Annotated in this window: 24 protein-coding genes; 5 read left to right on the plus strand and 19 right to left on the minus strand. The window is 61.2% G+C overall.

The features are described from left to right. The first annotated feature begins 223 nt into the window (after positions 1-223). On the plus strand, positions 224-1,552 hold the full coding sequence (gene gltP / locus ACF8O8_RS12565) for a glutamate/aspartate:proton symporter GltP (RefSeq protein ID WP_010951531.1): 1,329 nt from the start codon (positions 224-226) through the stop codon (positions 1,550-1,552). A gap of 147 nt (positions 1,553-1,699) precedes the next feature. Continuing rightward, positions 1,700-2,929 (plus strand): nucleoside recognition domain-containing protein, encoded by a 1,230-nt coding sequence (locus ACF8O8_RS12570; RefSeq protein ID WP_010951532.1) that lies wholly within the window; start codon positions 1,700-1,702, stop codon positions 2,927-2,929. On the opposite strand, the gene ACF8O8_RS12575 is transcribed toward ACF8O8_RS12570, so the two are convergent. The 9 genes from ACF8O8_RS12575 to ACF8O8_RS12615 all read right to left on the minus strand — a co-directional run bounded on the left by ACF8O8_RS12575 (position 2,911) and on the right by ACF8O8_RS12615 (position 13,182). After that, on the minus strand, positions 2,911-3,546 hold the full coding sequence (locus ACF8O8_RS12575; RefSeq protein ID WP_014589268.1) for an ABC-type transport auxiliary lipoprotein family protein: 636 nt from the start codon (positions 3,544-3,546) through the stop codon (positions 2,911-2,913). The genes ACF8O8_RS12570 and ACF8O8_RS12575 overlap by 19 nt on opposite strands. Continuing rightward, positions 3,543-4,481: an MlaD family protein gene (locus ACF8O8_RS12580; protein WP_010951534.1), complete on the minus strand. Its 939-nt coding sequence runs from the start codon at positions 4,479-4,481 to the stop codon at positions 3,543-3,545. Before ACF8O8_RS12580 ends, ACF8O8_RS12575 begins: the two co-directional genes overlap by 4 nt. 3 nt (positions 4,482-4,484) lie before the next feature. Then, entirely contained in the window at positions 4,485-5,276 is a 792-nt protein-coding gene (locus tag ACF8O8_RS12585) for an ABC transporter ATP-binding protein (RefSeq protein WP_392509777.1), read from the minus strand. Next, the gene (locus tag ACF8O8_RS12590) at positions 5,273-6,406 is read right to left on the minus strand and encodes an ABC transporter permease (protein ID WP_010951536.1); all 1,134 of its coding nucleotides are present in this window, start codon (positions 6,404-6,406) and stop codon (positions 5,273-5,275) included. Before ACF8O8_RS12590 ends, ACF8O8_RS12585 begins: the two co-directional genes overlap by 4 nt. 131 nt (positions 6,407-6,537) lie before the next feature. Beyond that, positions 6,538-7,563, minus strand: a complete 1,026-nt coding sequence (locus ACF8O8_RS12595; RefSeq protein ID WP_010951537.1) for a DUF5924 family protein — start codon at positions 7,561-7,563, stop codon at positions 6,538-6,540. A gap of 93 nt (positions 7,564-7,656) precedes the next feature. After that, positions 7,657-9,063: a M16 family metallopeptidase gene (locus tag ACF8O8_RS12600; RefSeq protein ID WP_392509778.1), complete on the minus strand. Its 1,407-nt coding sequence runs from the start codon at positions 9,061-9,063 to the stop codon at positions 7,657-7,659. 30 nt (positions 9,064-9,093) lie between these two features. Next, entirely contained in the window at positions 9,094-10,752 is a 1,659-nt protein-coding gene (locus ACF8O8_RS12605; RefSeq protein ID WP_104962844.1) for a Na/Pi cotransporter family protein, read from the minus strand. A gap of 282 nt (positions 10,753-11,034) precedes the next feature. After that, positions 11,035-11,805 carry a TerC family protein gene (locus tag ACF8O8_RS12610; protein ID WP_049588412.1) on the minus strand — a complete coding sequence of 257 codons (771 nt, stop codon included), beginning with the start codon at positions 11,803-11,805 and terminating at the stop codon, positions 11,035-11,037. A gap of 69 nt (positions 11,806-11,874) precedes the next feature. Beyond that, positions 11,875-13,182 (minus strand): CitMHS family transporter, encoded by a 1,308-nt coding sequence (locus tag ACF8O8_RS12615; RefSeq protein ID WP_010951541.1) that lies wholly within the window; start codon positions 13,180-13,182, stop codon positions 11,875-11,877. 267 nt (positions 13,183-13,449) lie between these two features. Between ACF8O8_RS12615 and ACF8O8_RS12620 the strand changes: the two genes are divergently transcribed. Then, complete coding sequence (locus ACF8O8_RS12620; RefSeq protein WP_392509779.1) at positions 13,450-13,851, plus strand: GFA family protein; 402 nt, start codon at positions 13,450-13,452, stop codon at positions 13,849-13,851. A 38-nt stretch (positions 13,852-13,889) separates the two neighbouring features. Here the strand turns inward: ACF8O8_RS12620 and ACF8O8_RS12625 are convergent, their stop codons facing one another. The 10 genes from ACF8O8_RS12625 to ACF8O8_RS12670 all read right to left on the minus strand — a co-directional run bounded on the left by ACF8O8_RS12625 (position 13,890) and on the right by ACF8O8_RS12670 (position 23,700). Continuing rightward, positions 13,890-15,845 carry a DUF4105 domain-containing protein gene (locus ACF8O8_RS12625; protein ID WP_274147252.1) on the minus strand — a complete coding sequence of 652 codons (1,956 nt, stop codon included), beginning with the start codon at positions 15,843-15,845 and terminating at the stop codon, positions 13,890-13,892. Further along, positions 15,842-16,162 carry a DUF2388 domain-containing protein gene (locus tag ACF8O8_RS12630; protein ID WP_003252932.1) on the minus strand — a complete coding sequence of 107 codons (321 nt, stop codon included), beginning with the start codon at positions 16,160-16,162 and terminating at the stop codon, positions 15,842-15,844. Before ACF8O8_RS12630 ends, ACF8O8_RS12625 begins: the two co-directional genes overlap by 4 nt. A gap of 36 nt (positions 16,163-16,198) precedes the next feature. Next, a complete protein-coding gene (locus ACF8O8_RS12635; protein ID WP_010951544.1) occupies positions 16,199-16,492 on the minus strand; it encodes a DUF2388 domain-containing protein in 294 nt (97 codons plus the stop codon). 89 nt (positions 16,493-16,581) lie between these two features. Then, a complete protein-coding gene (locus tag ACF8O8_RS12640; protein ID WP_014589278.1) occupies positions 16,582-16,899 on the minus strand; it encodes a DUF2388 domain-containing protein in 318 nt (105 codons plus the stop codon). Positions 16,900-17,207: 308 nt separating this feature from the next. Continuing rightward, positions 17,208-17,423 (minus strand): DUF1127 domain-containing protein, encoded by a 216-nt coding sequence (locus ACF8O8_RS12645; protein ID WP_003252924.1) that lies wholly within the window; start codon positions 17,421-17,423, stop codon positions 17,208-17,210. Between the two features lie 373 nt (positions 17,424-17,796). Beyond that, positions 17,797-19,290 carry an acetyl-CoA hydrolase/transferase family protein gene (locus ACF8O8_RS12650; protein WP_392509780.1) on the minus strand — a complete coding sequence of 498 codons (1,494 nt, stop codon included), beginning with the start codon at positions 19,288-19,290 and terminating at the stop codon, positions 17,797-17,799. Positions 19,291-19,476: 186 nt separating this feature from the next. Continuing rightward, positions 19,477-20,913 (minus strand): NAD(P)(+) transhydrogenase (Re/Si-specific) subunit beta, encoded by a 1,437-nt coding sequence (locus tag ACF8O8_RS12655; protein WP_003252919.1) that lies wholly within the window; start codon positions 20,911-20,913, stop codon positions 19,477-19,479. 2 nt (positions 20,914-20,915) lie between these two features. Next, the gene (locus ACF8O8_RS12660) at positions 20,916-21,230 is read right to left on the minus strand and encodes an NAD(P) transhydrogenase subunit alpha (protein ID WP_003252914.1); all 315 of its coding nucleotides are present in this window, start codon (positions 21,228-21,230) and stop codon (positions 20,916-20,918) included. Between the two features lie 11 nt (positions 21,231-21,241). Next, positions 21,242-22,363 carry a Re/Si-specific NAD(P)(+) transhydrogenase subunit alpha gene (locus ACF8O8_RS12665; RefSeq protein WP_020191551.1) on the minus strand — a complete coding sequence of 374 codons (1,122 nt, stop codon included), beginning with the start codon at positions 22,361-22,363 and terminating at the stop codon, positions 21,242-21,244. Between the two features lie 419 nt (positions 22,364-22,782). Then, positions 22,783-23,700 (minus strand): LysR family transcriptional regulator, encoded by a 918-nt coding sequence (locus ACF8O8_RS12670; RefSeq protein ID WP_104960561.1) that lies wholly within the window; start codon positions 23,698-23,700, stop codon positions 22,783-22,785. Positions 23,701-23,860: 160 nt separating this feature from the next. Between ACF8O8_RS12670 and ACF8O8_RS12675 the strand changes: the two genes are divergently transcribed. Beyond that, positions 23,861-25,042 (plus strand): acyl-CoA dehydrogenase, encoded by a 1,182-nt coding sequence (locus ACF8O8_RS12675; protein ID WP_003252907.1) that lies wholly within the window; start codon positions 23,861-23,863, stop codon positions 25,040-25,042. Between the two features lie 13 nt (positions 25,043-25,055). Then, entirely contained in the window at positions 25,056-26,276 is a 1,221-nt protein-coding gene (locus ACF8O8_RS12680; RefSeq protein WP_010951548.1) for a CaiB/BaiF CoA-transferase family protein, read from the plus strand. Positions 26,277-26,566: the final 290 nt, after the last annotated feature.

The raw sequence follows: 26,566 nt of genomic DNA on the forward strand, positions 1-26,566 counted from the left end.
TATGCATGAACGGCATGGGCTATGCGTTTCAGGCATTAGCTTTCGCCCCTTGCCGTCGCAATAGTTGCCGCCTTTTTCGCTGGCCAGAGCGCCCTGTCGCTCGCCTGCGGTGTCCTTACATGACGTCGCCTGACGGAAGCCTTTATTGCCCGTGACCTTGCCCATGGCTCTGTTACGCGTGTTTCCGCCAGGTGCCATGACCACTAAAACAAAGGGTAAAGACATGAAGAAGGCAAAACTGAGCCTCGCCTGGCAGATCGTCATCGGTCTGGTCCTGGGTGTTGCAATCGGCGCGCTACTGAATCATTTCAGTGCAGAAAAGGCATGGTGGATCAGCAACGTCCTTCAGCCCGCTGGTGACATCTTCATCCGCCTGATCAAGATGATCGTCGTCCCGATCGTGATTTCGTCGCTGATCGTGGGCATCGCCGGTGTTGGCGACGCGAAGAAACTGGGCAGCATCGGCCTGAAGACCATCATCTACTTCGAAGTGGTGACCACGATCGCCATCGTCGTAGGCCTGGTGCTGGCCAACCTGTTCCATCCGGGTGCCGGCATCGACATGAGCACCCTGGGCACTGTGGATATCTCCAAGTACCAGGCGACAGCGGCCGAAGTACAACATGAGCACGCGTTCATCGAAACCCTGCTCAACCTGATTCCGTCGAACATCTTCGCAGCGCTGATGCGTGGCGAAATGCTGCCGATCATCTTCTTCTCGGTGATGTTCGGCCTGGGTCTGTCGAGCCTGCAGGCAGAGCTGCGTGACCCGCTGGTGCGTACCTTCCAGGCTGTTTCGGAGACCATGTTCAAGGTCACCCACATGATCATGAACTACGCCCCGATCGGCGTGTTCGCCCTGATTGCGGTGACCGTGGCCAACTTCGGTTTCAGCTCGCTGCTGCCGCTGGCCAAGCTGGTGGTGCTGGTGTACTTCGCCATTGCCTTCTTCGCCTTCATGGTACTGGGCCTGGTTGCCCGCCTGTTCGGCTTCTCGGTGATCAAGATCATGCGCATCATGAAAGATGAGCTGATCCTGGCCTACTCCACCTCCAGTTCGGAAACCGTGCTGCCGCGGGTGATCGAGAAGATGGAGAAGTACGGCGCGCCGAAGTCGATCTGCTCGTTCGTGGTACCGACCGGCTATTCGTTCAACCTCGACGGTTCGACCCTGTACCAGAGCATCGCGGCGATCTTCATTGCCCAGTTGTACGGTATCGACCTGTCGTGGAGCCAGCAGCTGCTGCTGGTGCTGACCCTGATGGTCACTTCCAAAGGTATCGCGGGTGTGCCGGGCGTATCGTTCGTGGTACTGCTGGCCACCTTGGGCAGCGTGGGCATTCCGCTGGAAGGCCTGGCCTTCATCGCGGGCGTGGACCGCATCATGGACATGGCCCGTACTGCACTGAACGTTGTGGGCAACGCCTTGGCTGCATTGGTCATTGCTCGCTGGGAAGGCATGTACGACGCGGTCAAGGGCGAGCAGTACTACGCCTCGCTGATGGCCGAGAAGCAGGGAGCTGTAGTGGTTGGCGAAACCGCCAAGCGCTGAGCCTGATGGCTGTTTGACCAAGAGCCCCGACTTGTCGGGGCTTTTTGTTATCTGCGAGATCTTGAGCCGCGCCTACAAAGGCTCGCGATCGCCAGTCACAGGCTGCGATACGCTATTATTCGGGCACTTTTCAGGGGGAACATACGGATGCTCAACGGCCTTTGGCTCGGCTTTTTCCTGGTGGCGGCGGTGTCCGCCATGGCCCAATGGCTGGTGGGGGGCAACGCAGGCATCTTCGCGGCAATGGTCGAAAGCATCTTCGCAATGGCCAAGCTGTCGGTCGAAGTAATGGTGTTGCTGTTCGGCACGCTGACACTGTGGCTGGGGTTTCTCAAGATCGCCGAAAAGGCCGGCATCGTCGAATGGTTGGCCAAGGTGCTGGGCCCGTTGTTCGCCCGCCTGATGCCGGAGGTGCCGCCCGGCCACCCGGCCCTGGGCCTGATCACCATGAACTTCGCTGCCAACGGCCTGGGACTGGACAACGCTGCTACGCCGATTGGCCTGAAGGCCATGCGCGCGCTGCAGGAGCTGAACCCCGGCAGCACCACCGCGAGCAACGCGCAGATCCTGTTCCTGGTGCTCAACGCCTCGTCGCTGACCCTGCTGCCGGTAACCGTCTTCATGTACCGGGCCCAGCAAGGCGCGCCAGACCCGACCATGGTGTTTCTGCCGATCCTGCTAGCGACCAGCGTCTCGACCCTGGTTGGTCTGCTGTCGGTGGCAGTGATGCAGCGTTTGCGTCTGTGGGACCCGGTGGTGCTTGCCTACTTCATCCCCGGCGCTTTGCTGCTGGGAGGCTTCATGGCTTTTCTTGGCACCCTGTCGGCCGCCGCGCTGGCCAGCCTGTCGTCGCTCCTGGGCAACCTCACGCTGTTTGGCGTGATCATGCTGTTCCTGGTGGTGGGCGCCCTGAAACGGGTGAAGGTGTATGAAGCCTTTGTCGAAGGCGCCACGGAAGGCTTCGATGTGGCCAAGAGCCTGCTGCCCTACCTGGTGGCGATGCTGGTGGCGGTGGGTGTGCTGCGCGCCTCGGGTGCCCTGGAGCTGGCCCTGGACGGTATCCGCCATGCGGTTAGCTGGATGGGCCTGGACACGCGCTTCGTCGAGGGCCTGCCCACCGCGCTGGTCAAGCCGTTCTCTGGCAGCGCAGCGCGGGCAATGCTGATCGAGACCATGCAGACCCAAGGCGTGGACAGTTTCCCTGCCTTGGTGGCAGCGACGATTCAGGGCAGCACCGAAACCACCTTCTACGTACTGGCCGTGTACTTTGGTGCCGTGGGCATCCAGCGCGTGCGCCATGCGGTCGGTTGCGCACTGCTGGCCGAGTTTTCAGGGGTAGTCGCGGCGATCTTCGTCTGCTACTGGTTCTTTGCCTGAAGCTTCAGTTGTGCCTGATTGGCCTGGGTGATGGTCCAGTTCACGACTTGCCCCACCAGCTGGTCGCTGGCCTGGCCGAAGCCGGCGACCACTGCTGATACCTGTTTGTCGTCCAGCGGTTGGCGGATTTCGAAGCGCTTGCTGGCCAGGATGCGTTGGTTGCGGCCCTGGACCAAGCGAGCGTCATAGCGGATCACCACCTCCACTGCCCCATCCGTGCGGTATTCACTCTGAAATGCCTGCAGCTCGCCGGCCAGTTCGTAGTCTGCCTGCAGGTTACTGTCGTCAGCGCTCAGGCGCTGTACCTGGCCCTCACGCTGGAACCCGTCGAGCAAGCGGTTACGCAGCAGCACCGGGGCCGCATCGCTCCAGCGCGCGCCCTTGTAGCTGCTCACCACATTGCCCTGGGGAACCACGGCAATCCTTGGCCCGGCCAACACTTCACTGGCCAGCGGCTTGTTCAGGCGCAATGACCAGTCCAGCGGCGGCGCTGTGCGGCTGGGCTGGTTCACCGGCAGGCGATAAAGATCCACAGGTTCGCTCTGCGGCAGGATCGAGCAGGCACTGGCCAGGCTCAGCGAGGCCGCCAGGGTCAGCAGGCGCAGCGACGGATTCATGGCTGGAACTCCTTGTTGTTGTCGCGGCCAAGCAGATAGCCGCTTGGGTCGGCCTCCAGTTGCCGGGAAATGCCTTTGAGTGCGTTCAGGGTTTCGCGCAGTTCACGAATGGCCGGGGCAAGCTGGTTCAGGCTCTGGGCGCCGTCACCGATAGCCTCGCTGTTGTTCTGGAGCAGGTTATTGATGGTTGCCGTGCTTTGGGCCAGTGACTGCATGGCCTGTTCGGCGCTGCCGATCGCCTGTTTGCCTTCGCTATCCAGCAGGCCGTTGGCATTGCGCATCAATGCCTGGGTTTCGGCCAGGGTGGCGCTGGCCTGCTTGCCCACCTGCACCAGCTGTGCGATGGCCTCGGCGATGCTGCCGTGCTGGCCGGCAAAGGCGCCGGTGGTCTTGTCGAGGTTGGCCAGCGTGTTGCTGAGGTGGCCTATGTTGTCCTCGGAGAACATCTGGTTGGCGTTATGGAGCAGCATGTTGATGTTGGTCACCAGGTCGCTGCTGTCGTTGAGCAGACGCGAGATTGGCGATGGCGAAGCGATGATCACCGGCAGCTTGCCATCCTTGCCTTTAAGCTCGGGGCTTTGCGGGGTGCCGCCGCTGAGCTGGATGAACGAGTTGCCGGTGACGCCGGCCAGGGTCAGCTTGGCCTGCGTGTCTTCCTTCACGGGGGTATCGGCGCTCAGGCGCACGCGTGCCAGTACCCGGCGCGGGTCTTTCGGGTCCAGACGCAGGGTGGACACATCGCCCACCTTGATGCCGTTGTACTGGACCGTGCTGCCGGGAGAAAGGCCGGACACGGCTTCGTTGAACACCACTTCGTAATCCTTGAAGGCGTCGTCGACACTGGACTTGGCCAGCCACAGGCCGAACAGCATGGCCCCTGTCACCACCAGAACGGTGACCAGGCCGATGAGGACGTGATGGGCTCGGGTTTCCATTGCTCAGCGCTCCTGCCCGGCACGGGTGGCAGCCTGTTCGGCTGCGCGCCCGCGTGGGCCGTGAAAGTATTCTTGGATCCAGGTGTCGTTGGTCTTCTCGACCTCGGCCAGCGGGCCGGCCACCAGGACCTTCTTTTGCGACAGCACCGCGATGCGGTCGGTGATGGTGTACAGGGTGTCGAGGTCGTGGGTGATCAGGAACACCGACAGGCCCAGCGCATCGCGCAGGGTAAGGATCAACTGGTCAAATGCCGCGGCACCGATCGGGTCCAGGCCAGCCGTGGGTTCGTCGAGGAACAGGATGTCCGGGTCCAGGGCCAAGGCGCGGGCCAGCGCTGCGCGCTTGATCATGCCCCCCGACAACGAGGCCGGGTACTTGTCGGCAGCCGAGATCGGCAACCCGGCAAGGGCCAGTTTCACCCCGGCCAGGTGCTCGGCATCGCTACGAGACAGCCCAGCGTGCTCGATCAGCGGCAAGGCCACGTTTTCGGTCACCGTCAGCGAAGAGAACAGCGCCCCCTTCTGGAACAGCACGCCAAAGCGCCGTTCGACCAGTGAACGCTGTTCTTCGCGCAGGTCGGTCAGGTCCTGGCCGAGCACCTTGATCTGCCCTTCATTGGGCCGGCGCAGGCCAATGATGCTGCGCAGAAGCACCGATTTGCCGCTGCCTGAACCGCCTACCACGGCGAGGATTTCGCCGCGGTACAGGTCAAGATCAAGGTTTTCATGCACCACCTGGCGGCCGAAGCGGTTGCAGATGCCGCGGGCTTCGATTACGCAATTCTGGCCACTCACCAGCCCATCTCCATGAAGAACAGCGCTGCCACCGCATCCAGCACGATGACCACAAAAATCGACTGCACCACTGCCGAGGTGGTGTGAGCCCCCACCGACTCGGCGCTGCCGCTGACCTTGAAGCCTTCCAGGCAGCCGATGGCGGCGATCAGGAAGGCAAAGAACGGTGCCTTGGCCAGGCCTACCAGGAAGTGCTGCACGCCAATGTCGCTTTGCAGCAGCGACAGGAACATGGCCGGCGAAATATCCAGTGTCAGGGCGCATACCACCGCCCCGCCAACGATGCCGCAGATCATGGCGACAAAGGTGAGCAACGGCAGCGAAATCAGCAGGGCCAGTACCCGCGGCACCACCAGCAGCTCCATGGGGTTGAGGCCCAGCGTGCGGATGGCGTCAATTTCTTCGTTGGCCTTCATCGAGCCGATCTGCGCGGTGAACGCGCTGGCAGTGCGGCCGGCCATGAGAATGGCTGTCAGCAGCACGGCGAACTCGCGCAGGAACGAGAACGCAACCAGGTCGACGGTGAAAATGGTCGCGCCGAAGTCGGCCAGCACCGTGGCACCGAGAAAAGCGACTACGGCGCCTACCAGAAAGGTCAGCAACGCAACGATGGGCGCGGCGTCCAGCCCGGTCTGCTCAATATGTGCCACCACAGGAGTGAAGCGCCAGCGATGTGGCTGGAAGGCGCGGCGCAGCAAGGTTTCCAGAATCACACCGACGAAACCAAGCAGCTGCATGCTGTCCTGCCACAGCGTGCCGACGGCGCGGCCGATACGCTCCAGCAGCAGCAACAGCACATTGCGCTCGGGCTCCTTGACCGGGATGCAGTAATCCTGGACCGAGCAGTAGACGTTTTTCAGCAGCGCCTGGCTGGCTTCAGGCAGCGCGTGGGTGCAGTGCGACAGGCGCTCGGAGCCTAGCAGTTCGGCCAGCAGCGAAGCGCCGGCAGTGTCCAGGCGGCCCAGCTGGCTGAGGTCGGCGACGGTGTCGGCAGGGCAATGCGAGCGCAGGCGCTCGCTCTCGCGCTTGAGGTTGGCGTAGTGTGCCAGGGTCCAGTCACCGGTAATACGCAGGCAGGCCGGTTGGCTGCTGGTGTCCAGGGTGGCGCTGGGGTTGGTCATAGGCTCCATGCAATTGACTCGGCGCTAAGGCTTAGGGGCTGATCATAGCGCAGGGGGCATGGGCTGTTTGGTGATTATGTGCTGTGTGTACGCTTGGCAACAGTGACCTGCAGCCGCCTTGTGCTGCGCAAGGCAGGGGGTCAACTACCCGCGGGGGCATCATTGACCACCTTGAAGCGCAGCACGCCAATCACTTGTCCATCCTCGGTCAGCACCCTCACCTGCCACTTGCCTACCGGGTTGGGTGGGAAGTTCTGCTTGTGGGTCCAGGCACGATAGCCTTCCTTGCGCCCGCCGTGGATGTCCAGGGCAATGCGGTCGACCTCTTGGCCGTCCTTCTGCCAAACGTGGTAGATCCGCTCGTTCAGGCCGCGTGGCGCGTTGATGGCGGTGTAGGCATACAGGCCACTGCTGCGGATGCGGCTGGCGGCAATTTCGTCCAGCGAGTCGCCCGGTTGGCGGTTCATGACTTCGGTACTCACCGCCACCTCGGTCATCCACAGGGTTGCCGGCGGTACCCAGGAGCGCAGCAGCCAGCCGCCGGCACCGACCGACAGGGTAACCAGCACCAGTGCCACGGCGCGGCGCCAGTTGCTGATCGGGAAGCTACTGGCCAGGCTGGGGAATGACAGAGCCATGGCCGCGATCAGGGCCAGCTTGAAGCTTTGTGCGGTGGTCAGGTGCAGGATGATCGGTAGCGCGGTCAGCAGAGCGGCGAACAACGTCAGGGTATGCAGCGCCAGGAACAGCCAGCGCCGTGGTGCCAGCCACTTGTAGTACAGCGGGTCGGTGATCGAAACCAGGCCGGCGGCGCCGAGCAAGCCGGTGAAGACCAGCTGACCGCTGTTCCAGGTGGTGGTGATGAAAAAGAACGGCAGCACGAAGAACAGCGTTTCCTGGTGGATCATCTGCGTTGCGTAGCGCAGCAGCGGCTGAGGAATCTCGCGGTTGAAAGTGCGCGCGAACAGCCCGGTGAGGGTGTTCTCCAGCATCAGCCAGACCCAGCTGACCAGCATGAGCACGGCGACCCAGCTGGCCAGGCCAGCCTGGCGGTCGACCAGGATGAAGCTGCCGATACCGGAGAGGAAACCGCCGAGCGCAATGATGCCCGGGTAGCGCTTGAGGAGTTCGATGATGCGCTGGACGATATGGGGGATTTGGGGCATTGGGGGCTACGACAGAAAAGTGAGGTGGCTGTGCCAGCCTCTTCGCGGGCAAGCCCGCGAAAGGGTCGGTACTGGCAAAAGGATACCGCCGATTTACCGCTGCCGTGTAGCACCACTGGGCCGTTCAGGTCCATGCCGCCGCCAGCGCAACAGCCCCGCCGCCAGGCCCAGCCCCACAAGCAAGGCCATCAGCCCGTAAAGCTCGTCATAGCCTAGCAACGGCTTTTCGATGCGCACATAGCCATCTTCCTTGAGCAGATCCTTCAATGCCTCGTTGGCCTGTTCCAGGCTGACCTGGCGCAGCTTGCGCATCGGGTTGGCAAAGCGCCCGTCGGTATAGTCGTTCAGCGCCCCCCAGTAGTAGTCGGCCAAGGCGCTGTTGCCTTGGGTGCTCCAGCTTTCCTTGGCGATGCTGGCTTCCTTGATGCGGGCGAAGGTGTCCGGGTCCAGGCCTTCCTTGCGCAGGTGGTCGAACAGGGCCTGCATCACCTTGACAGCCTTGTCGATGTCATCGCGCTCAAGGTCCGCATTGAGGCTGAGCAGGCCGGTGTCGCCAAAGCTCTCACGCTGCACGGAGGGGCCGTAGGACAGCTCGTTGCGCAGGCGCAGCTGGTCGTACAGCGCCCAGTCCAGGTAGCGGGACAGCAGGTCGAGGGTGGCTTGGTGGTCGTTGTCCAGCACCGGCTCGATGAACAGCCAGTGCAATTTGACGCCATCACCCAGCCAGCCGCGGGTCAGGTTGCGACGCTGCTCGGCCTGTCGGGTGATGCTTTCAAGGTTGCGGCGCTCTTCGGGTTCAGTGGCGGGCAGTTCGCCAAACGACCGCTCCAGATAGGCCGGAAGCAGGCGGTCGAGGCCACCGACCATGATCAGGGTCATGTTGTTGGCGGCGTACCAGCGGTCACGCAACGCCTGAACTTGCGCCAAGGTCATGTCGTCGAGGTTGGAGCGCTCCGGGCATTTCAGCCCCAGCTCGGTGGCCAACTGGTCGCTGGCGGGGTGGCCGATGTCCTGGCGGTCGAGCCAGCGCTGCAGATGGCCATAGTGGCCGCCGTCCTCGCGCTCTATGATGCGCTTGGCGGTGGCCAGGGCCTTGGCGTCGATGGTGGTATCGCGGATGACTGCCAACAGCAGGTCGAGGACCTTGCGCTGGTTGCGTGCCGGGGCCTCGATGACAAAGGTTGTGTCGGCACTGCTGGTATAGGCGTTCCACTCTCCGCCGAGCGCTTGCAGGCGCTCTTCCAGCCCGCCTTCGCCTGTTTCGTCGATGCCACTGAACAGCAGGTGCTCAAGCAGGTGTGGCAGCTCTTTCTGCTCGCAGTCGAAATCATCCAGGCCCACGCCGACCACCAGACGAATCGCCACATGGTCACGTTCGTAGCCGTCTTTCAGGGTGACCTGCAGACCATTGGGCAACAGGTAGCCTTCAACCCGCGAGCGGTCGAGGGCGAACGAGGGCAGGCTGCAGATCAGCAGGCAAACGAACATCAGGCAACGCATGGGCGAGCGAGGGTCCTCAGCTAGGAGAAATCACGGCAGGCGGGCTTCATCGGGCACACTGTCGAGCATCAGCCCTCCGGTGTCCGAGCCGCCCAGTACCACATAGGCACTGCTACAGAACAAAGAGTTCAACCGCTTCATGTCGGCGATCAGCTCCAAGTGTAGCGAACTGGTCTCGATACTTTGCACGACCTTGCGCTGCAGGCGGCTGACATGGGCGTGGGCGAGGCGCCGTTCCTGGGCACGGAACCGGCGTTTTTCCCGCAGCAGCAAGCGGGCGCTTTCCGGGTCGGCACTGAGGAACACCGATAGGCCCAGGCGCAGGTTGGCCAGCAATTGCTCCTGCAGGCCGGTCAGCTCTTCCAGGCCTACCTGGGAAAACTCCCGTCGCTGGCTGGTTTTCTGCTGCTGGACCTTGCGCAGCATGCGTTCGATCAGGTCACAGGCGAGTTTGAGGTTAATTGACAGCTCGATGATTTCGGCCCAGCGGCGGTTGTCCTGTTCGCTGAGGTCTTCCCGTGACATCTGCGCCAGGTACAGCTTGATTGCGCTGTACAGGGCTTCGGCGTCTTCGCCCAAGGCGCGAACTTGCTGTGGCATGGCGGTCTGGGTGCCACGCAGGGCTCCAAGCATGGCTTCGAGCAGGCTGTCGACGATGTCCCCCAGGCGCAAGGTCTCGCGGGCGGCGTTGGCCAGGGCCAGGCTGGGCGTTTCCAGGGCCGAGGCGTCAAGGTGGCGCGGGCGCACCTGACCATTGCCGATTTCCCGTTCAGGTAGCAGGGCGTTGCACAGCCGACCCATCGGTTTGACCGTGGGCAGCATGATCAGACAGCGCAGCGTGTTGTAGAGCAGGTGAAAGCCGATGACCAGTTCCTGAGGGCTGAAACTCAGCGAGTCCATCCATGCCACCAGCGGGTGCAGCACAGGGATGATCAGCACCAGGCCTATCAGCTTGTACAGCAGGCTGCCCAAGGCCACCCGACGCCCGGCGGCGTTCTGCATGCTGGTACTGATGAAGGCCAGCAGCCCGCTGCCGATGTTGGCGCCGACCACCAGCCCGATGGCGACCGGCAGGCTGATCAGTTCGGCGCCGGCCAGTGTCGCTGTGAGCAGAACGGCGGCCAGGCTGGAATAGGAAATCATGGCGAACATTGCCCCGACCAGAGCGTCGAGCATGATGTCGCCGGTCAGTGAGGCAAACAGCACTTTCACGCCTTGGGCTTGGGTGATCGGCGCAGCTGCCTGCACGATAAGTTCGAGTGCCAGGATGATCAGGCCAAGCCCGATGCCCACTCGGCCCAGTTGGCCGGCCCGTGTCTGCTTGCGCGAAAGGAAGAAGATCACGCCAAGGAAGATCAGCAGTGGCGACAGCCAGGACAGGTCGAAGGTCAGTACCCGGGCCATCAGTGCGGTACCCACATCGGCACCCAGCATGATCGCCAACGCCGGGGTCATGGCCATCAGGCCTTGGCCGACGAACGAGGTGACCAGCATGGCCGTAGCGTTGCTGCTTTGAACCATGGCCGTGACCAGAATACCGGCGATGAATGCCAGCGGGCGCTTGTCCATGTTCTGGCTGATGATGCGTCGCAGGTTCGAGCCGAATACCCGGAGGATACCGGTGCGCACAATGTGGGTACCCCAGACCAGAAGCGTTACGGCCGAGAGCAGGTTGAGCAGGGTCAGCATGGCGAAGGCCCCCTGTTGCATAGGCCCATCGGGCCAAGAAAAGAAACGTGAGCGTTTGAAGAATTTTCGGTGCTCACTCAAAGCTTTAGCTGTTTTGCCCAGCTGTCGCCAGCTTCGCATGGCAGTCATTTATTTGAAACAGATCTTGAAACGAATGACTGCCCGTGGGGGCTGCTTCGCGGGCAAGCCACCACAGTGACAACGCGCAGGAAAAAACGCACAGAAAAAAGGCATTAAAAAGGGCCCTGCGAAGGGCCCTTGTTGTGCTGCACTTCCTTGGCCTTATTGACCCGGAATGTCCTTGCGCAGTTTCACCGGTTCATGATCCTTGCCATCCTTGCGGGCCATGGCGGTGCGCATGCGGATGTTGATGGCTTCCACCGCCAGCGAGAAGGCCATGGCGAAGTAGACATAGCCCTTCGGCACATGCACTTCGAACGCTTCAGCGATCAGTACAGTACCGACCACGATCAGGAACGACAGCGCGAGCATCTTCAGCGACGGGTGCTTGTCGATGAAATTGCTGATGGCGCCGGCGCACAGCATCATCACCAGCACGGCCACAACGATGGCGGCGATCATCACCGGTACGTGGGAAACCATGCCCACAGCGGTGATCACCGAGTCCAGCGAGAACACGATGTCGATGATGGCGATCTGGATGATGGTGTAGAAGAACTTGCCACCTGCGCCTTTGGGCTCCTCTACGTTCTCGTCCTCGCCTTCCAGACCGTGGTAGATCTCTTGCGAGCTCTTCCACAGCAGGAACAGGCCACCGAAGAACAGGATCAGGTCACGCCCGGAGATGCCTTGGCCAAAGACCACGAACAGGTCGGCGGTGAGGCGCATGACCCAGGTAATCGACAGCAGCAGCATGATACGGGTGACCATGGCCAGGGCCAGGCCGAAGATCCGGGTGCGTGGCTGCATGTGCTTGGGCATGCGGCTGACCAGAATCGAGATCATGATGATGTTGTCGATACCGAGGACGATCTCAAGCGCGGTAAGGGTGAAAAAGGCAACCCAGATTTCCGGGCTGGTCAGCCATTCCATGTATTTTCCTTCGAGCGGTAATGGCAACGCGCCCCGGTCAGGGCGCGTCGCGTACGTGATACGGATGTATTAAAGACTACTGAACAGCGGGAAAATCCCCATCAGCAGTGCGCCGAGCATTATGCACAGGCATACCAGCACTGCCCACTTGAGCGTGAAGCGCTGATGATCGCCGAACTCGATACCGGCCAGGGCTACCAGCAGGTAGGTGGAGGGTACCAGCGGGCTGAGCAGGTGTACCGGCTGCCCGACGATCGACGCACGGGCCATTTCCACCGGGGTGATGCCATAGTGGCTGGCGGCTTCGGCCAGCACCGGCAGCACGCCGTAGTAGAACGCATCGTTGGACATGAAGAACGTGAACGGCATGCTCACGATCGCGGTGATTACGGCCAGGTATGGGCCCAGCGCTTCGGGGATGACCGCCAGCAGGCTCTTGGACATGGCGTCGACCATGCCGGTGCCGGACAGGATGCCGGTGAAGATGCCGGCGGCGAAGATCAGCCCGGTCACGGCCAGTACGCTGCCGGCGTGGGCGGCGATGCGGTCCTTCTGCTGTTGCAGGCACGGGTAGTTGACGATCATGGCGATACTGAAGGCAATCATGAACAGCACTGGCAGCGGCAGCAGGCCGGCGATCAGCGCGACCATCAGGGCAGCGGTCAGGGCACCGTTGAAGTACAGCAGCTTGGGCCGGCGTGCGTCCGGGTACTGCGAGACGGTGATTTCGCTGTGGTCGATGTCGTCGGTAGGCAGATGCAGTTCGCCCAGGCGGGCACGCTCACGCTTGCCATACATGTAGGCAATGGCCAGGATCGCCAGTACACCGAACAACATGGCCGGGATCATCGGTACGAAGATGTCTGACGGGTCTACGTGCAGGGCGCTGGCAGCACGCGCGGTCGGCCCACCCCATGGGGTCATGTTCATCACGCCGCCGGCAAGGATGATCAGGCCGGCCATGATCCGCGGGCTCATGCCCAGGCGGCTGTACATCGGCAGCATGGCGGCGCAGCAGATCATGTAGGTGGTGGCACCGTCACCGTCGAGCGAGACCACCAGGGCCAGTACAGCGGTGCCGACCGAGACTTTCAGCGGATCGCCCTTGACCAGCTTGAGGATCTTGCGAACGGCCGGGTCGAACAGGCCGGAATCGATCATCAGGGCGAAATAGAGGATGGCGAACATCAGCATCACGCCGGTAGGTGCGAGCTTGCTGATGCCCTCTAGCATCATGGGGCCGATCTTGGCGGAAAAACCACCGAACAGGGCGAACAGGATCGGTACCAGAATCAGCGCGATCAAGGCCGAAAGGCGCTTGGTCATGATCAGGTACATGAACGTGATGACCATGGCAAAGCCGAGGAAGGTCAGCATGGCAATACTCCAGGCGTGGCGCGGCGAAAGGACAGTCGATTCGGGCGTATCAGCGCGTAGGGCGCTGTGCGGGGAGCATGCGGAGGGGGACTACGAAAAGGCGGGCACAGGAATACATCAGAATCACCATTGTTGTTGTTGATTGGGCCGGGCGCGGTATTGACCGGGTGCCCTGGCTGACCGGTCTTGTGCCGGTAGTGGGCGCTATCCTAAAAGGGCAAGCTTTCAGCCAGCTTTCGCTGAAGCAAAGGTGACGAGAGGTAGGTGATGCAGGATGTAACCGAAGGTGGCTGCCATTGTGGAGCCCTGCGTTATCGGCTGGAGGGCAACCTGACGGACATTGCCCACTGTCATTGTTCGATCTGCAGGCGGGTCAGCGGTGGACTGGTGGTCACCTGGCTTACCCTGCCCCGTTCTGGGTTCCAGTGGTTAACGGGCGAGCCGAGCTGCTATGTGGCGCCTGCCAGTTGCAGCCGCTACTTCTGTGGGCAGTGTGGGGCGCATGTGGCACTGGTGACCACGCATAGCCCGCAGACGATCGATGTGACGGTGGCGACGCTGGATCACCCTGAGCGGGTACGAGCCAACCGACATATCTGGGCAGGCAGCCGGTTGCCTTGGCTGCAACTGGATGAGGATTTGCCCTCGGAAGATGAGGAGCGCCTGTAGGCGCGGGCTCGCCCGCGAAAGGGCCAGCCCTTCATACATCACAACTGCAGGCCACCAGCAGCCTTGTGCAACGCCCGCAAGTGCTCGCCGATCTGCTTCACGTTGGCCTCGACCGCTGCGATTTCCTTGGCTCGCGACGGCTCCAGCAGCGCCCTCACCTCTTTGTCCAGGCTGGTGCTCAAGCGCAACAGCTGTGCCTGGCGCTCTCTGCTCACCTGCTCCAGGTGCTTGCGCTCTTCTGGCTGCGGCAGCCCGTAGCCTTTGGAATCGAGCAACTCTGCCGGGCGGCTGAGAAAACCGCTGTTGGCAAGCATTTGCTTGAGCGTGGCATCGGCTTTGTTGATGCTGCCATCCTTCAAGGCTGCGGCATTCAGGTAACGCTGCTTGACCTCGTCCTGGGCCAGCAGAAGCTGCCGGCGCAGGCTGGCCTGTTCAAGCAGAAGCAGTGCCGCGCTGGTGCGCAGGTCAGCCTTGGCGAACCAGCTACGGCGCTGCTCGGCATTGAGGGCCAGCCAGTCTTCAACCAGAGCTTGCTTGATTGGTAACTGCTTTCTCAGCACCTCGAACATGGCCTGGTACCGGTCGCGGTAAGAATCGAAGCGGTAGCCCAGGCGTAACGCTTCGCGCGGGTTATCAAGCACGCTGGTGTCTGCCAACCCCCTGCCCTTGAGCACGGCCAGCAAACCGTTGGGCATGATGCTGTCCAGGTCGTTGAGGCGTGGATTGGCGGTGCCGCTGCGCAGCAGCTTCAACGACTCCACGGCACAGTTGTTGGACAGGAACCAGTAGTTGCCGTCATAGCTCCAGTGCATCTCGGCGGCCTGGCGCACCAGGTTCTCGATTTCGTCGCGGTTGAGCTTCAAGGGCACCGAGGCCAGGCTGCGCAGCTCGGTCTTGGTGTATTCGTCGATCACCTGGCCCAGCGGCAGCACGAATAGCCTCGACGGGTAGTTGCCGACAAGGCCGTCCCAGCTGGACAGTTGCACGTCGTTGACGAAGGCGCGGTACGACAGCACCAGGCTTTGATCGAGGTCCAGGCGGCAGTCTGGTCCGCGTGGGCGGCCCGGCTTGCAGATCACCAGGCGCAGCATGCTGTGCCCCCAGCGGCTGACCAGGTTCTGATTGGCTTCAGCCAGCAGATAGTCCACTTCGTAGACCCTTTCCGGGTCTATTTCACCTAGGGGCTGGCGGGCGAAGTCGCTGCCGGCATTGATGAATGGCAGGCCCTTGGCACAGGTGTCCTGTTGGGGTGCCCAGCCGAAGTGTTCGCGAAGGTACTGATACAGCGCCGGGCGACGGCAGCTGTAGCTCGGGTCGAGGAGGAAATACTCCATGTTGACCGCGATGTATTCCTTGGGGCTGCTCAACTCATAGCTGTCGGGGCTGCGCACGAATTGGCCATTGTGCTGTTCGCGCTCGCCTCGTCGGCCCACGTACTGCTGCCACCCGGCCAGGTCGAGCAGGCGTGGGTCGTCGCTCAGGGTGAAGCGGCGCTCGGCCTGCCCGCGGCATTCTTCCGGCAGGCCGACCTTGCCCAGCGTGCCTTGCTGGCGTTTGCAGCGTGCAATCAGCGCATTCTCGGCGCTGGGCCACAGGCGGGCACGGTCGTAGAGATGGGTGAGCTCGTGCAGCACGGTGGCCAGCAGCTCTTCACGCACCGTGCCATGTGGGCGGTCGGTGCGCTCGGCGGCGGCGCTGCCATCGGCGAGGCTGGGCAGCAAGCGGCGGTTGAGCTCGAGGGTGGATATCAGTGATGCCTGCCCATAGGCGTCGGCAGGCATGTTGTCGCTCCAGCTGACCCGCACGCGGCGGTCCAGCTGTTGCTTGAAGCGCGGTGGCAGCTTGCCCATGGCTTCGTCGAGCAGGGCTTGGGAGGCTTTTGTTTGTTGTGGGTCGAGGCCGGACGCCTGCAGCTCAAGCTGCAGGTCGGCCAAGGCGGGCGTGCCGAGCAGCGTCAGGGCGCAGCCAAGCAGCCAGGCACGCACGCGCTTCACAGTGCGAGTATGGCTTCAGCCAATACCTGGTCGCTGGCGCCGCGCGCTTCCGGTACTCGCTCGCGCAGGGTATTGAAGGCCGCCTCGAGTTGTACGCCGCGGATGTCACCGTTGCTGGCGACGAAGCTTGCAGCGTCGTCGTGGGCTTCGCGCACCACTTTGGAGTCGCGGATCGAGGTGGTGGTGTCTGAGGTGAAGTCGATCGAACGGCCAAAGGCACGCACGATGATGTTGCTGGTGGCCACCAGGGTCTGTGCCTGGGCCAGGTCGGCCAGCAGCAGCATGCCGAGGGAAGCGGCAATCAGCGGTTTGCGCATGGAGCATCTCCGAAAAATACAGGGAGTCAGATGTAGTTATTGGACGAGAATTGCCTGCGCCAGTTCCAGATCGCCGACGGCGTGCCGTGCGCAATTGTGGCGTAATGATTCCAGGGCGGCTTCCAGGCGTGCACCACGGATCAGCCCGTCGCTGGCAACGAATGCGGCGGCATCGTCGCGGGCCTGTGTAAGCAGTTTGCGATCGAATGGTGCGACTGTGACCTGGCTGGTGACATAGCCGGTGATGACCAGGCTTTGTGTGGTGGTATCCATGGCATGGGCGCTGGCCATGCCTGCGGCGGCGAACAGCAATGGCAACAGATAACGCATGAGCTTTCTTGAAGGCTGGAAAAATGAACGGCGAAGCCTACCTCAGGTGCGAGGGCCGAAGCCAACGCACCTGTTGTGCATGGCGCGTATCAGAGTGCCAGGATGGCCTGGGCCAGCTGTGCATCGCTGGCTTGCAGGGCCGGCATGTTCGAACGGATGTGCACAAAGGCGCTTTCCAGTCGGGCGCCGCGGATAGCGCCCTGAGTGCCGACGAAGCTGGCTGCGTCATCGCGGGCTGCCTGGACAATCTTGTCGTCGCGGAAGGAAGAGCTCACGTCGGATGTGGCGTCGGTGGAGGCAGCAACGGCGCCCACTACCGCGTCGGTGGTGACAACGAAACTGGTGGCATTGGCAGTGCCAGCCAGGCCAAGCAGCAGGGCGGCGCCAAGCAGGTGTTTACGGTTCATGATGTGGACTCCTGGGTAGGTCAGGTTGGTTCTGCTGTATCGGACGTTTGCAGGGCTCGTCACGGTACGTTTTCATCAACGGGTTCTAGCAGACGGTTAGGCCAAGCGTATCACGCAGTGCTGCGTAGAGATGACAACGACTGCTGTGCCAGACAACTGTTAAGGCGAATTTTAATTTTTGTAAAACTGTACTGGTCGCAATCTGAAGCACGCGACTGCGCGTCTCTCGGGCAATAAAAAACCCGCTGCAGTCACCTGCAACGGGTTTGAGGAATTCACGGTGCCGGCGAAGCCGGCAAGCCGGGAGCTTAGCGCCAGAAAGGCTTGCTCAGCTCTTCGTAACGCTGCGACTCGCTGATACCGGCGTCTGCCAGCAGGCGGGAGTCCAGGCGAGCCAGTTGACGACGGCTGGTCATACGGCGCTGCCACAGCAGCAGGGTCGACAATGCGCGCAGTGGCAGCGAAGTGTTGGATTGCTGGGCGTTGCTTTCAAAAACCAGACCGGAACTGAGGGTACGTTCCATGATGCTTCATCCTTCCGCTTATGGCGGCATTAGGTAGTGATTTAACTGATGCCAATGATCCTCCTCTGTCGTCCATAACAGTAGATACAGTTCAGTGGAAAGACGATTGCTCAGTTAACTGTGTAACCCTACTGTTGCACTCGAAATAGGCGTAACTGTACTGGTCCGCACTTATTTGGTGCGTTTTGATTCGAAGAAGGGGATTTGTCAGTCGGGAAGGTCTGAAAGAACCAGTACAGTAGTACAGATTATGCTGCTAGTAGAGGAGTGGCGTCGTGATAGAAGGGTTTGACTGTTATGGCCCATTCGCGGGCAAGCCCGCGAAGAGGCCGGAACAGCGGAAGCAGGGCCGCCGTTCCGTACCACATCCGGATCAGCTGGCCAGCATGCGCCCGGTTTCTTCCAGGTTTTCGTGCCAGCTCAGGGCTTCGCGCAGGATGTGCGGGGTATGGCCGCCACGCTGGCAGGCGCGGTCGAAGTAGTCGTTCAGCGCAGCGCGGTAGTCTGGGTGCACACAGTTGTCGATAATCGCTCGCGCCCGTTCGCGCGGCGCCAGGCCACGCAGGTCCGCCAAGCCCTGCTCGGTGACCAGGATGTCCACGTCGTGCTCGGTGTGGTCGACATGGCTGACCATTGGCACCACGCTGGAAATCGCCCCGCCTTTGGCAATCGACTTGGTGACGAACACCGCCAGGTGGGCGTTACGGGCGAAGTCGCCGGAGCCACCGATGCCGTTCATCATCCTGGTGCCACAGACGTGGGTGGAGTTGACGTTGCCGTAGATATCGAACTCCAGTGCGGTGTTGATACCGATGATGCCCAGGCGACGTACCACTTCCGGGTGGTTGGAGATTTCCTGCGGGCGTAGCACCAGCTTGTCCTTGTAGCGCTCCAGGTTGCCGAACACATCGGCATTGCGGCGCGTCGACAGGGTGATCGAGCTGCCGGATGCGAAGCTAAGCTTGCCGGCATCGATCAGGTCGAAGGTGGAGTCCTGCAGCACTTCGGAGTACATGGTCAGTTCTTCGAACGGCGACTCGATCAGGCCGCACATCACCGCATTGGCAATGCTGCCAATGCCGGCTTGCAGTGGGCCGAGCTTGTTGGTCATACGGCCTGCATCCACTTCCTTCTTGAGGAAGTTGATCAGGTGGTCGGCGATGCCCTGTGTTTCATCATCTGGCGGCAGCACAGTGGACGGCGAGTCCGGCTGGTCGCTGATGACGATACCGACGATCTTGGCCGGATCGATCGGGATCGCGGTGCTGCCGATACGGTCGTCTACCTTGACCAGCGGGATTGGCGTGCGAGTCGGGCGGTAGGTTGGGATATAGATGTCGTGCAGGCCTTCGAGGTTGGTGTTGTGCGAGAGGTTGATCTCCACAATCACCTGCTTGGCGAAGATCGCGAAGCTGGCCGAGTTGCCCACCGAAGTGGTTGGCACGATGTGGCCTTGCTCGGTGATGGCCACGGCTTCGATGACCGCGATGTCCGGCAGCTTCAGCTGCTGGTTGCGCAGTTGCTCGACGGTTTCCGACAGGTGCTGGTCAATGAACATCACCTGGCCGTCATTGATGGCTTTGCGCAGGGTGCTGTCGACCTGGAACGGCATGCGGCGGGCCAACACACCGGCCTCGGTCAGTTGTTTGTCCAGGTCATTGCCCAGGCTGGCGCCGGTCATCAGGCTGATTTTCAGTGGCGATTGCTTGGCACGTTCGGCCAATGCATGCGGTACGGCCTTGGCTTCGCCGGCGCGGGTGAAGCCGCTCATGCCGACAGTCATGCCGTCCTCGATCAGACCAGCGGCATCAGCCGCACTCATTACCTTGCTGTGCAGGGAGGACAAGCGGATACGATCACGGTACATGGATTGTTATCTCGGGCTACTGAAACTACTGCAGCGCAGTCTAGAGATTTCGCCCATTGCCGTCCCACGACCATGGTCGTATGAGAAGCCTTGTATTTGAGCCGTTGATCCGGATCAATAAAAGAAAAGCCCCGGCAGATTCTGACCGGGGCTTCCTTTATATCAGCTGGTTTGCAGCGGCTGGTGTCACTCCACCGCCTTGACCATGTCCTCGATGACCTTCTTGGCGTCACCGAACACCATCATGGTCTTGTCCAGATAGAACAGTTCGTTGTCCAGGCCGGCATAGCCGCTGGCCATCGAGCGCTTGTTGACGATGATGGTCTTGGCCTTGAACGCTTCGAGGATCGGCATGCCGGCGATTGGCGACTTGGGATCGTTCTTCGCCGCCGGGTTGACCACGTCGTTGGCGCCCAGCACCAGCACCACGTCGGCCTGGCCGAACTCGGCGTTGATGTCTTCCATTTCGAATACCTGATCGTACGGCACTTCAGCCTCGGCCAGCAGTACGTTCATGTGCCCGGGCATACGGCCCGCCACCGGGTGAATCGCATACTTCACGGTCACGCCGTTGTGGGTCAGCTTCTCGGTCAGCTCTTTCAGCGCGTGTTGTGCGCGGGCTACCGCCAGGCCGTAGCCCGGAACGATGATCACGCTGTCGGCGTTGCTGAGCAGGAAGGTGGCATCGTCAGCCGAACCGGACTTCACCGGCCGCTGTTCTTGCGAACCTTGCGCCGCGCCAGTGTCGGTATCGCCACCGAAGCCGCCAAGGATGACGTTGAAGAACGAACGGTTCATCGCCTTGCACATGATGTACGAGAGGATGGCACCGGACGAACCTACCAGGGAACCGGCGATGATCAGCATCGAGTTGTTCAGCGAGAAGCCGATGCCGGCCGCTGCCCAGCCCGAGTAGCTGTTGAGCATCGACACCACCACTGGCATGTCGGCGCCGCCGATCGGAATAATGATCAGCACACCCATGATGAAGGCCAGGACCAGCATCAGGGTGAAGGCACTGTAGTGGCCAGTGAAAGTGAACAGCAGGCCCAGGGCGATGGTGGTCAGGCCAAGGATCAGGTTCAGTTTGTGCTGGCCCGCGAACTGTACCGGTGCGCCCTGGAACAGGCGGAACTTGTACTTGCCCGACAGCTTGCCAAAGGCGATCACCGAACCGGAGAAGGTAATGGCACCAATGGCGGCGCCGAGGAACAGTTCCAGGCGGTTACCGGTGGGGATCGGATCGCTGATGGCAGCCACAATGCCCATCGACTGTGGCTCCAGCACGGCGGCGATGGCGATGAACACCGCGGCCAGGCCGATCATGCTGTGCATGAAAGCGACCAGTTCGGGCATTTTGGTCATTTCGACGCGCTTGGCCATGATCGAACCGGCGGTGCCGCCGACCAGCAGGCCGACGATGACATAGCCGATACCGGCTGTGGCAAGTTCAGCCCCAAGCTTATAAATGAGGCCAACCGTAGTGAGGATGGCGAGCCCCATGCCGATCATGCCGAACAGATTGCCGCGCCGCGAGGTAGTCGGGTGCGACAGGCCCTTGAGCGCCTGGATGAAGCACACCGAGGCGACGAGGTAGAGGAGCGTTACCAGATTCATGCTCATGCTTACTTCTTCGCCTCGTTCTTGGTTTTCTTCTTGAACATTTCAAGCATGCGGCGGGTGACCAGGAAGCCACCGAACACGTTGACTGCGGCAAGGGCCACGGCCAGGGTGCCCATCAGCTTGCCGGCCGGGGTCACGGTCAGGGCCGCGGCCAGCATGGCGCCGACGATGACGATTGCCGAGATGGCATTGGTGACCGCCATCAGTGGGGTGTGCAGCGCCGGGGTGACGTTCCACACCACGTGGTAGCCCACATAGATGGCCAGCACGAAAATGATCAGGTTATAGATGCCGTGGGAAATCAGCATGTCTTCCATTGTCGTGCTCCTTAGCCGTTTTTGCGGACGACCTGACCATCACGGCACATCAGGCAGGCCGCGACGATGTCGTCTTCGAGGTTGATGATCAGCGCGCCATCCTTGTCGAACAGCAGCTTCATGAAGTCCAGCAGGTTGCGTGCGTACAGTGCCGAGGCATCGGCACTCACCTGGGCCGGCAGGTTGGTCGGGCCGACGATGATCACGCCATTCTCCTGCACCACCTGGTCTGCGACGGTCAGCGGGCAGTTGCCGCCTTGGGCTGCAGCCAGGTCGATGACCACCGAGCCCGGCTTCATCTGCGCCACGGTTTCGGCGCTTAGCAGGGTCGGCGCCTTGCGCCCGGGGATCAGTGCGGTGGTGATGACGATATCCGCCTGCTTGGCGCGCTCGTGCACGGCCTGCGCCTGGCGCTGCATCCAACTGGCCGGCATTGGTCGGGCATAGCCGCCAACACCTTCGGCGCATTCTCGCTCCTCGTCGGTCTCGTATGGCACGTCGATGAATTTTGCACCCAGTGATTCGATCTGCTCTTTCACTGCCGGGCGAACGTCGGATGCTTCGATCACCGCACCCAGGCGCTTGGCTGTGGCGATGGCCTGCAAGCCGGCAACGCCGGCGCCCAGTACCAGCACTCGGGCGGCCTTAACGGTACCGGCAGCGGTCATCAGCATTGGCATGAAGCGTGGGTAGTGATGGGCTGCCAGCAACACGGCCTTGTAGCCGGCGATGTTGGCCTGCGACGACAGCACGTCCAGGCTCTGCGCCCGCGAGGTTCGCGGCGCGGCTTCCAGGGCGAAGGCGGTAATGCCGCGTTCGGCCATCTTGCCGATCAGTTCACCGTTGAAGGGGTTGAGCATGCCCACCAGAAGGCTGCCGCTGTTGATCAGGGCCAGTTCCTGGTCGTTGGGGGCGACCACTTTGAGTACCAATTGGGCGCCGTAGGCATCGGCGGCGCTCCCAAGGGAAGCACCCACGGCTTCATAGGCACTGTCCGGAATGGCGGCGTTGAGCCCTGCCCCCCGTTGAACGGTGACCTGATGGCCCTGGCCAATCAGTTTCTTGATGGTTTCGGGGGTCGCAGCGACCCTTGTCTCACCGGTCTGCGTCTCGAGAGGAACACCAATGTGCACGACTATTTCTCCTGCGGTGACCTTTTGTCTTTGTAGAAGCCAACACACTTCGGATGGTGCGCTGGGGCGGCTGTGGAGCGCCAACCCGCCGGATCCCGGGCGGGGCGAAGCATTTTGCAGACGAACCCGAAGGCCTTCAACCGGTTCTGGAGCGAAACGAAGTCAAAACTACAAGTCACCCTGTGACCGCTTGTCGCAGCAATAGGGTTGCAGCCCGTCAAACATGCGCCATTGGCAGATTAGGAGAAAAATCAAAAAAAAAAGCGGCCAATTCGCTTACGACTAGTTGGATGTCGCAAAATAACCCGCAAAGCCGCGTACTGAGCACGGTTAAAGGGTGTTTTTGTGCTTGCGTTACAGTTTGCGAATATGCGACAGATACATACATCTGTAGGTGTTTAAAATAATTGACTACAGGGTCAATTTGTCGCGTTTGTCCCTGAGCTATTTATGTAGGCCTGAGCCTGGCTTACCAGCCAGTCGCGAAAGGCGCGTAGCGACGCCGACTCCACCTTGCGCTCTGGAATCATCAGATAGTAGGCCTTGTCGCTACTCAGGGCATGCCTGTTAGCGACCACTAGCCTTCCCTCCTCCAACTCTCGCTGGATCAGGAACGGTGGTATCAGGGCAATGCCCATATCGTGCATGGCCGCCTGGGCGAGCATCGAGAATAGTTCATAGCGCGGGCCTGTCATGTCGCGCTCCACATTCATGCCCACACTGCCGAACCATTGCCGCCAGGCATACGGGCGTGTGCTCTGTTGCAGCAGTGGTAGCTGTGCGATGTGGCGTGCCTCGAGCATGCCTTGGCCGTTCAGCAGCGCCGGGCTGCACACAGGTACCGGGTTTTCACCCATCAGTTGGTGCGACTGGGTGCCTGACCAGTCCGCATCACCAAAATAGATGGCGGCATCGAAGGTAGTGTCGGCAAACAGGAATGGCCGGGTGCGGTTGGTGAGGTTGACTGTGACCTCCGGGTGGCGCTGCTGGAAGTCCTTGAGCCGTGGTAGCAGCCATTGAGTGCCAAACGTCGGAACTACCGCCAGCTCGATCACATTGGCGCCTTGCTGGCGCATTACCGACAAGGTATCGCGCTCCACAGCGTCCAGTTGGGCCGCCACCTGGCGACTGTAGGACAGGCCGGCTTCGGTCAGCCTTACGCCGCGGCGCGAGCGACGGAACAGTTCCACATTAAGAAACGCTTCCAGGCCGCCGATCTGCCGACAGACGGCACCCTGGGTCAGCGCGAGTTCCTGGGCAGCCTTGGTAAAGCTCTCGTTACGGGCTGCCGCCTCGAAGCAAATCAGGGCGGCGGTACTGGGGATCTTACGGCGCATGTACGTCAACCTCACTTGTAAGGCTGTCAATAAGGCGTTTTGCCGATTTACGGAGTGACAAAATATCACTAATCGGTGCGCAATCCTCGTTTGTCCCCGCAGCCGATCAGGCCTAGGCTCAAAGGCACAAGAAACTGACCCCTATTTCGAGGATTCGCTCATGGCCGGTAAAGCAAGCTTCAACTGGATCGACCCGTTGCTGCTGGATCAGCAGCTCACTGAAGAAGAGCGCATGGTGCGTGACAGCGCTTATCAGTTCGCCCAGGACAAGCTGGCGCCGCGTGTGCTCGAGGCCTTCCGTCACGAGCAGACCGATCCGGCGATCTTCCGCGAGATGGGTGAAGTCGGCCTGTTGGGTGCAACCATCCCCGAGCAATACGGTGGCAGCGGCCTGAACTATGTGTGCTACGGCCTTATTGCTCGCGAAGTGGAACGCATCGACTCGGGTTACCGCTCGATGATGAGTGTGCAGTCGTCGCTGGTGATGGTGCCGATCAACGAATTTGGCACCGAAGCTCAAAAGCAGAAGTACCTCCCCAAGCTGGCCAGTGGCGAGTGGATCGGTTGCTTCGGTTTGACCGAGCCTAACCATGGCTCCGATCCTGGCTCGATGATTACGCGCGCGAGGAAGGTCGACGGTGGCTACCGGCTGACCGGCAGCAAAATGTGGATCACCAACAGTCCCATCGCCGATGTGTTCGTGGTGTGGGCCAAGGATGATGCGGGCGATATCCGTGGCTTTGTACTGGAAAAAGGCTGGCAAGGCCTGAGTGCCCCGGCAATTCATGGCAAGGTTGGCCTGCGCGCCTCGATCACTGGCGAAATCGTCATGGACAATGTGTTCGTGCCAGAAGAGAACATCTTCCCGGACGTGCGTGGCCTCAAGGGCCCGTTCACCTGCCTGAATTCGGCTCGCTATGGTATTTCGTGGGGTGCGCTGGGTGCCGCTGAAGCCTGCTGGCACACCGCCCGCCAATACACCCTGGATCGTCAGCAGTTTGGTCGTCCACTGGCCGCCAACCAGTTGATACAGAAGAAGCTGGCCGACATGCAGACCGAAATCACCCTGGCGCTGCAGGGCTGCCTGCGTCTGGGGCGCATGAAGGATGAAGGGACGGCTGCGGTGGAAATCACCTCCATCATGAAGCGCAATTCCTGCGGCAAGGCGCTGGATATCGCCCGTATGGCGCGTGACATGCTGGGCGGCAATGGCATCTCCGACGAGTTTGGTGTGGCCCGCCACCTGGTTAACCTGGAGGTGGTCAACACCTATGAAGGTACCCACGACGTGCATGCACTTATCCTGGGGCGTGCGCAGACTGGTATCCAGGCGTTCTATTAATAAGGAGCAAGCCATGGGCGCGCTATCACATCTGCGGGTGCTAGACCTTTCGCGCGTGTTGGCCGGCCCGTGGTCTGGTCAGATTCTGGCTGACCTTGGTGCCGACGTGATCAAGGTCGAGCGCCCAGGCAGTGGCGACGATACCCGCTCATGGGGGCCGCCTTTCCTCAAGGATGTCGAAGGTGAGGACACCAGTGAGGCGGCTTACTACTTGTCGGCCAACCGCAACAAGCGCTCAGTGACCATCGACTTTACCCAGCCGGAGGGGCAACGGCTGGTGCGGGAGCTGGCGGCGAAGTGCGATATCGTCATAGAGAACTTCAAGGTGGGTGGGCTGGCTGCCTATGGCCTGGACTACCAGAGCCTCAAGGCGGTAAACCCGCAGCTCATCTATTGCTCCATTACCGGCTTCGGTCAGACCGGGCCCTATGCCAAGCGCGCTGGCTATGACTTCATGATCCAGGGGTTGGGTGGGCTGATGAGCCTGACCGGCCGTCCGGAGGGTGAAGAAGGCGCAGGGCCGGTCAAGGTGGGTGTGGCGCTTACCGATATTCTGACCGGGTTGTATTCCGCGGTCGCCATGCTGGCTGCCCTCGCCCATCGGGATCAGACAGGGGTCGGCCAGCATGTCGACATGGCATTGCTTGATGTGCAGGTGGCCTGTCTGGCGAACCAGGCGATGAACTACCTGACCACGGGCACCCCTCCCCGTCGGCTGGGTAATGCGCATCCTAATATAGTCCCTTACCAGGACTTTCCGACGGCAGATGGTGATTTCATTCTTACCGTCGGTAATGACAGCCAGTTCCGCAAGTTCGCTGAGGTGGCCGGGCAGCCGCAATGGGCGGAGGACCCTCGGTTCGTTACCAATAAGCTGCGGGTCGCCAACCGGGCTGAGCTGATACCTTTGATTCGCCAGGCTACGGTGTTCAAGACCACGGCTGAGTGGGTGGCCCAGTTGGAGGCTGCAGGAGTGCCATGTGGGCCTATCAATAACCTGGCGCAGATGTTCCAGGACCCCCAGGTGCTGGCGCGCGGGTTGGCGTTGAATATCCCGCATCCATTGGCGGGTAGTGTGCCGCAAGTTGCGAGCCCGATACGGTTGTCGGAGACGCCAGTGGAGTATCGCCGGGCGCCACCACTGCTGGGCGAGCATACCGAAGTGGTGCTGGGGGAAGTGTTGGGGCTGGATGCTGGCGAGGTACAGCGTCTGCGTGATGCTGGGGTGCTCTAGATGAAAAGCGGGGAGGCCGTCAGGCCTCCCCGCTTTGTTTTTCAGCGCTATCAAAGTTTATTGAAATTAAAGGTTGACGCCCTCTCGAATCCCCTTATAATGCGCCCCACTTCCAGCGACATCGGAACGAAAAACTCCTTGAAATTCAACGAGTTAAGTAGTGAAGGCAAAAGCTGAAAGGGCTACGATCAAATGATCGAAAGCGGTTGAGATGATGGTTGACAGCGCTTCCAAGTGCTGTATGATTCGCCTCCCGCTAAGAGAGATCGCAGCGAGCCAAGTGTTTGAAG

The sequence above is a fragment of the Pseudomonas sp. TYF_14 genome (genome assembly GCF_043105275.1).
GTDB classification, from domain to species: domain Bacteria; phylum Pseudomonadota; class Gammaproteobacteria; order Pseudomonadales; family Pseudomonadaceae; genus Aquipseudomonas; species Aquipseudomonas alloputida.

What these genes read in the sequence shown, in the direction of transcription:
- gltP (WP_010951531.1), top strand. Translation starts at nt 224, where the DNA reads ATGAAGAAGGCAAAACTGAGCCTCGCCTGGCAGATCGTCATCGGTCTG.
- ACF8O8_RS12570 (WP_010951532.1), top strand. Translation starts at nt 1,700, where the DNA reads ATGCTCAACGGCCTTTGGCTCGGCTTTTTCCTGGTGGCGGCGGTGTCC.
- ACF8O8_RS12575 (WP_014589268.1), bottom strand. Translation starts at nt 3,546, where the DNA reads ATGAATCCGTCGCTGCGCCTGCTGACCCTGGCGGCCTCGCTGAGCCTG.
- ACF8O8_RS12580 (WP_010951534.1), bottom strand. Translation starts at nt 4,481, where the DNA reads ATGGAAACCCGAGCCCATCACGTCCTCATCGGCCTGGTCACCGTTCTG.
- ACF8O8_RS12590 (WP_010951536.1), bottom strand. Translation starts at nt 6,406, where the DNA reads ATGGAGCCTATGACCAACCCCAGCGCCACCCTGGACACCAGCAGCCAA.
- ACF8O8_RS12595 (WP_010951537.1), bottom strand. Translation starts at nt 7,563, where the DNA reads ATGCCCCAAATCCCCCATATCGTCCAGCGCATCATCGAACTCCTCAAG.
- ACF8O8_RS12600 (WP_392509778.1), bottom strand. Translation starts at nt 9,063, where the DNA reads ATGCGTTGCCTGATGTTCGTTTGCCTGCTGATCTGCAGCCTGCCCTCG.
- ACF8O8_RS12605 (WP_104962844.1), bottom strand. Translation starts at nt 10,752, where the DNA reads ATGCTGACCCTGCTCAACCTGCTCTCGGCCGTAACGCTTCTGGTCTGG.
- ACF8O8_RS12610 (WP_049588412.1), bottom strand. Translation starts at nt 11,805, where the DNA reads ATGGAATGGCTGACCAGCCCGGAAATCTGGGTTGCCTTTTTCACCCTT.
- ACF8O8_RS12615 (WP_010951541.1), bottom strand. Translation starts at nt 13,182, where the DNA reads ATGCTGACCTTCCTCGGCTTTGCCATGGTCATCACGTTCATGTACCTG.
- ACF8O8_RS12620 (WP_392509779.1), top strand. Translation starts at nt 13,450, where the DNA reads ATGCAGGATGTAACCGAAGGTGGCTGCCATTGTGGAGCCCTGCGTTAT.
- ACF8O8_RS12630 (WP_003252932.1), bottom strand. Translation starts at nt 16,162, where the DNA reads ATGCGCAAACCGCTGATTGCCGCTTCCCTCGGCATGCTGCTGCTGGCC.
- ACF8O8_RS12635 (WP_010951544.1), bottom strand. Translation starts at nt 16,492, where the DNA reads ATGCGTTATCTGTTGCCATTGCTGTTCGCCGCCGCAGGCATGGCCAGC.
- ACF8O8_RS12640 (WP_014589278.1), bottom strand. Translation starts at nt 16,899, where the DNA reads ATGAACCGTAAACACCTGCTTGGCGCCGCCCTGCTGCTTGGCCTGGCT.
- ACF8O8_RS12645 (WP_003252924.1), bottom strand. Translation starts at nt 17,423, where the DNA reads ATGGAACGTACCCTCAGTTCCGGTCTGGTTTTTGAAAGCAACGCCCAG.
- ACF8O8_RS12650 (WP_392509780.1), bottom strand. Translation starts at nt 19,290, where the DNA reads ATGTACCGTGATCGTATCCGCTTGTCCTCCCTGCACAGCAAGGTAATG.
- ACF8O8_RS12655 (WP_003252919.1), bottom strand. Translation starts at nt 20,913, where the DNA reads ATGAGCATGAATCTGGTAACGCTCCTCTACCTCGTCGCCTCGGTGTGC.
- ACF8O8_RS12660 (WP_003252914.1), bottom strand. Translation starts at nt 21,230, where the DNA reads ATGGAAGACATGCTGATTTCCCACGGCATCTATAACCTGATCATTTTC.
- ACF8O8_RS12670 (WP_104960561.1), bottom strand. Translation starts at nt 23,700, where the DNA reads ATGCGCCGTAAGATCCCCAGTACCGCCGCCCTGATTTGCTTCGAGGCG.
- ACF8O8_RS12675 (WP_003252907.1), top strand. Translation starts at nt 23,861, where the DNA reads ATGGCCGGTAAAGCAAGCTTCAACTGGATCGACCCGTTGCTGCTGGAT.
- ACF8O8_RS12680 (WP_010951548.1), top strand. Translation starts at nt 25,056, where the DNA reads ATGGGCGCGCTATCACATCTGCGGGTGCTAGACCTTTCGCGCGTGTTG.